1 protein-coding gene is annotated in these 5,729 nt (G+C 62.7%); it reads left to right on the forward strand.

The genetic code is table 11. The features are described from left to right. Positions 1–5,729: Ig-like domain repeat protein (locus tag AC1DXX_RS32910; RefSeq protein WP_478138397.1), on the forward strand; the 5,729-nt coding region annotated here is incomplete at both ends.

Consider the following 5,729-nt stretch of genomic DNA (forward strand, 5'->3'; position numbering starts at 1 on the left):
AGCCGGCGGGCACGCCTCAGGACCAGAAGGTCTGTCTGGCGCTTCTACGACACGGCCAACCGGCTGACATGGCAGGTGGATGCGCTGGGGTATGTGACGCAGACGACCTATGACGGCGTGTCGCGCATCCTGAGCGTGACGCAATTGGCCAATCCGATCGATGTGAGTCAACTGGGCAATGGGGCCAACATCGAGTTGCTGGTGAATCCGGCAACCGTTGGCGGCATCACGCTTGGCGTCGATGCAGGTCCTGCGCCTTTTGGTTCAGCGGTCACGCTCACGGCGAACATCGAAGGAGTGAATCCAGGTGGCATGGTCACGTTCTTCAGCGGTGAGGCGATTATCGGCAGTGCGTTCGTGGTCAACGGAAAGGCCACGCTCGTAACCGGCGAGCTGCCCATCGGCATCAACAGCATTCGCGCGGCCTACTCTGGCGATACACAGCGACCCCCGAGCGTTTCGGCTGTGTCGCAGAAGACGGTCGTCGGTGCGACGACCATCGGGGCGCTGACTTTCTCATCGAGCACCGCAACATATGGCGAGGCAGTCACGATCTCGGTTGCGTTGACCACTACGCTGCCGCCCGGGTTGGCGGCAGCCACAGGCGAGGTCAGGTTCTACAACGGCACGACGCTCATCGGTACAGCCACGGCCGTGCACGGGCTGGCGGCACTGACTCTATCGAGCCTGCCTGTAGGCGTCTGGAGCATCCGGTCTGAGTACGCTGGCGATGCGGCGCATGCGTCCACCATGGCGTCACGGTCGTTGTCCGTAACGCTGGCCCCTACGGTCACGAAGCTGGAAAGCACGGTTGCGAATGGCATTGGCATTGCGCAGACCATCACGCTGACTGCCAGCGTCAAATCTCAAAGTGGAACGCCGGTTTCGCCTACAGGCACGGTGACCTTCTACAGTGGTAGCGTCGTGATCGGCACGGCAACGGTCGTAAACGGCATCGCGACACTGCAGGTCCGCGCCTATGACCAGGCGGTGCTGCTTGGTGGGCCGCCTTTCAAGGCTGTGTATAGCGGTGATGCGACCAATGAAGGCAGTCGCACGGTCAATGCCTCCGGGCAAACGCTTCCTTCGCCGAGCACCATCACGCTAGCTTCCTCCGCAACAGCGACGAGGCAAGGCAACCCTTTGACCCTGACCGCGAACGTTGCAGGTGCTGCTCCGAGTGGACTGGTGACGTTCTTTGCAGGGGGTGCCTTACTGGGCACAGCCTCGGTGATCAATGGACAAGCTACGCTGACGACGGCACTGCTCCCCGTTGGCGTGAACATGATGCTGAGCGCGGCCTATTCGGGAGACACGGCCAATCGGGCCAGTGTGATCACGCAGGGCCCGACGCTTCAGGTTTCTCCGTTCGCCTCTTCGCTTGAGCTTGGGGAGACACTGACGGCTGGGCAATCGATCTTTTCCCCGAGTGGCCGCTACCAGCTTGTTTTCCAGGGCGATGGCAATCTCGTCGTTTATGACCGCAAGGAAAGCATGCAGGCGGTCTGGCATACCCAGACAGGCGGCTCTGGCGCGACACGTGCGTTCTTTCAGCCCGATGGAAATCTTGTTGTCTACAAGAATGTGAACGGCGACGTTCCGGTCTGGAACTCAGGCACTTGGAATCAGGGCGCCCAGCGGCTCTATCTGCAGGACGACGGCAACCTGGTGATCAGAACGGCCGACGGTACGCCCAAATGGTGGAGTGGAGTCGATACGGTTGCGGGCACGCCTACCCCTGGATGGACGCCGGGCGTCACATCTCCCGTGGTGCAACCCGGCGCGGTGCTTGTGACTTCTCCCAATGCCACCACGGATCTGGTTCAGATCAGTGCCAGCGTGTCCGGCACACAGTCGCCCAGCGGGACTTTCAGCATCTTTGAAGGACAAACCTTGATCGCGGCCGGTCGAGCGGGGGGCAGCAATACCTTCACGTTGCCGCTCTTGTCTCTAGGGTCGCACTCCTTGACGGTGGTATATGCCGCCGATGCAGGCAGTAGTTCAGCCTCCGGCACGCTGCAGATCAATGTTCAACCAGCCGCCACGATCCTCAGCCTGACGTCGTCGATTGCCGTGGGCGTTCTTGACGCACCCGTAACACTGTCCGCAAAGGTCGCGAGAGCCGGAGCATGGGACTCTGGCAGCCCGCCTTTGAGTGGCACGGTCACGTTCTACCGCAATGGGGCGTTCATCGGGACCGGGACTGTGGCGAATGGCTTGGCCACTTTGACGGTGAGCAACCTCCCGCTTGGCGAGAGCGACATCACGGCCACCTATTCAGGTGACGTGAACTACAACGGGACTGCCTCGAGCACTTCCCAGCAAATCTGGGCCTCCACGCAAGTGACTCCCACGACGACCACGCTGACGACTTCTCAGCCGTCCGTCGCGTACGGGGCACCGATTACCCTGACTGCGGTGGTTGGGTCGACATTGGGGACGCCGTTGGCGACGGGCTCAGTCGACTTCTACAGCGGGAGCCAGCTCCTGGGTACCGGTGCGATTGTCAATGGGCAAGCCAGCTTGACGACAACTCAGCTACCGCTGGGTATTGCGAATTTGCGTGCTGTCTACCAAGGCGATGGCACGAACGCATTCAGCATTGCAACGGCCCAGCAGTCGGTAGTCAAAGCCGCGACCACGATCACGCTGGATCCGCCGGTGAGGCCGGCCGAGGCCGGCAACCCAATCGTCTTCGGCGCACAGATTTCAGGGGGGGCGTCCGGGGGAATGGTGGCATTCTTCAGCGGTACGACCCATCTTGGGACGGCCAATGTGGTGAATGGGCGGGCGGAGATTAAGACCTTCTTCGTTCCGTCGAATGCTGCCGTGCGGGCCGTCTATTCGGGGGATACCAAGTATCTGTCCAGCGTCACCGCTCAGGATTTGAGCGTACCGGTTGGAACTGGAAGCGTTGCGCCTTCAGTTAACACAACTGTCATGACAATGAATTCCGAGGGAAGTGGTGAGGTCGGTTATCCAGCACAGCTGCCGTTTGCCATTAACGGCGCTCCTTTCAGCACCGGTATTTACAGCGTCTTTGACAATGGACAACTGATAGGCAGCTTCCTTCCCGGGGACGTGTCTGGCAATGGAAAACTCACCGCGCTGATTCAGCGGCTTTCCGTTGGCAATCATTACCTGACTGTGATGCACTCGGGCGGGGCAGATGGCATTGTTGCGCGGACGAGCATGAAGAAGACAGTGATTTCTTCTGCCGCAACGGAGATCAAACTCGACACAAGCAGGCCACAGGCGGCAGTCGGCGCGCCTCTGACGATCACTGCCCGCATTGCCCCAAGCACGACTCAGGCGACCTACTACGCCAGTCTCGGATACTCTTTCGCGGGGCCGCCTGCCAGCGGGGTTGTGACGTTTTACCGTGATGGCGTCGCCATCGGGACCGGAACCGTCGTCAACGGCGTGGCAAGTTTGACAGTGAGCAATCTTCCCTCCGGAACACTGAACATCACCGCCAGCTATGCCGGCGATACGAACTACAAGACATCCAGTTCGAGCAGCCTCTCTCAGGTGATTGTTGCGCAGCCGGTCCCGAGTTCTGTCGCGCTTTCCGTCACGCCCGGCACACAAGTGAGCGGGTTGCCTGTCGATCTCGTGGCTACGGCCACTGGTCAAGGAAGGCCGGAGGGTGGCACTGTCAGCTTCTACGATGGCGCGAGGTTGCTGGGCTCTGTAGCTTTGGTCAACGGCCGGGCGACCTTGACGGTGAGCGATCTGAACGCGGGCCTGCATGCCATCAAGGCGGTGTATTCCGGCGATGCCAACAACGCGACGTCAAACATCGTTGTCGACGTGACCGTCACGAAGGCCCCTGCGACGTTGACCAATTTGACGCCGGCTTCGATCACCAGCGATGGGGCACTGTCGGTACGCGTCAACGGTTCGGCGCCGGGCGGGCTGGTCAGCTTCTACAGCGGCACACGCCTCCTCGGAACGGCCAGCGTGCTCAATGGTGTGGCGACGCTCTCTGGTGTGCTCATCCCTCCTGGCTCCCAAACCGTCATCGCTGCCTATACCGGCGATGCGAATTACGCCGACGGCGAGATCGGCTTCACTCAGGTGGTTCAGGGCACACCTGTGACCACTCTCTATGCCTCGCTGGACATCCAGCAAGATCGCACCGTCACCGAGTTGTACAACCGCGACGGGCGCTTGCAGGGCACGCTCGATGCCGAGGGCTACCTCACCGAATACAAGTACAACGCCGCTGGTGAACTGCGAGAAACCATCCGCTACGCGGGCCTGGCCGCCAACTTCACCAGCGTGCCCGCGCGCATGGCCGCGATCGCCATCGCGCGCGCCAGCTACGACCTCGCGGGACTGCGTCCCAGCCTGCGTGCGGAGGACATCCACAACTACAACCTCTACGACGCCCAAGGGCGATTGGTCGGTCAGGTCGATGGTGAGGGGTTCCTCACCGAGACCGTCTACGACACCCGTGGCAACGTCACCCGGAGCATCCGCTACGCCAACCCGGCATCGGCCGTCGGCACGACCTCCACCTTGGACAGCATCCGCCCGGCCATCGATCTCCAGGGGCGGGACCAGGTCACCACGCAGATGTGGGATGCCGCTGGCCAGCTGGTGAGCCGAACCAACGCCGAAGGGACCGTCACCCAGTTCGCCTACGACAGCGTCGGCCAGCTCGTGCAGACCACCACCGCCGTGGGCACGGCGGACGAACGCACCAGCCGCGCGCGCTACGACATCCAGGGCCGCCTCATCGGCCAGCTCGACGGCCGCGGCAGCGACGCCGTCGCGCTCGCCGACCCGCTCGCCCTGTGGGCCGCCAACGGCCTCACCCACGCCTACGACGCCGCCGGCCGTCGCACCAGCACCATCGACGCCAACGGCCACCGCACGCTCTTCTTCTACGACCCCATCGGCCGCCTGCGCTACACCGTCAACGCCCTGGGCGAAGTCACCGAGAGCAAGTACAACGCCCAAGGATTGCTGGCCGAACAGGTGGTCTACGGCACTCGGGTCGATGTCGTCACTTTGGGCGCAACGACGCCGGGCGGCCTGAACACCGCCACCCTGGCCGGCCAGCTCACCGCCGTCGCCGATGCGGCCAAGGACACCCATGTCCTGCACACCTACAACGCCACCGGCACCCAGGCCAGCACCACCGATGCGCTGGGCAGCACCACCAGCTATTCCTACAACGCCTTCCGCGAAGCCATCGCCAGCAGCTACGCACTGAAGAGCGGCTACGTCGTCACCGACACCGCCAGCTACGACCGCCGCGGCCTGAAGACGAAGAGCGTGAGCGATGCGGCCAGCCTCGCCATCGCCCAGCGCCGGACTTACGACGCCTTCGGCCGGGTCACGGACACCTATGACGGCAACGGCAATCGGAGCCAGATCGGCTACGACCGTCTCGGTCGGGTGATCATCACCACCGACGCGCTCGGCGGACAACACCTGACCCAGTACGACGCCTTTGACCGTGTATTCACCCAACGCGATGCGCTGTTCAACACCACCAGCTACAGCTACAACCTCGCCAACCGCAGCGTCGCGGTGACCACGCCCGAGGGCGTGGCCCTGACCACCGTGCACACCCGCCAGGGCCAGACCCAGAGCGTGACCGACGGCCGCGGCAACGCCACCAGCTACAGCTACGACAAGAGCGGCAACCTGCTGCAGACATCTGCCGCACTGGATGCCACCACGACCGTCGCCACCGGCGCCACCTACGACAAGAC

It is taken from the genome of Variovorax sp. P4_B10 (assembly GCF_056402375.1).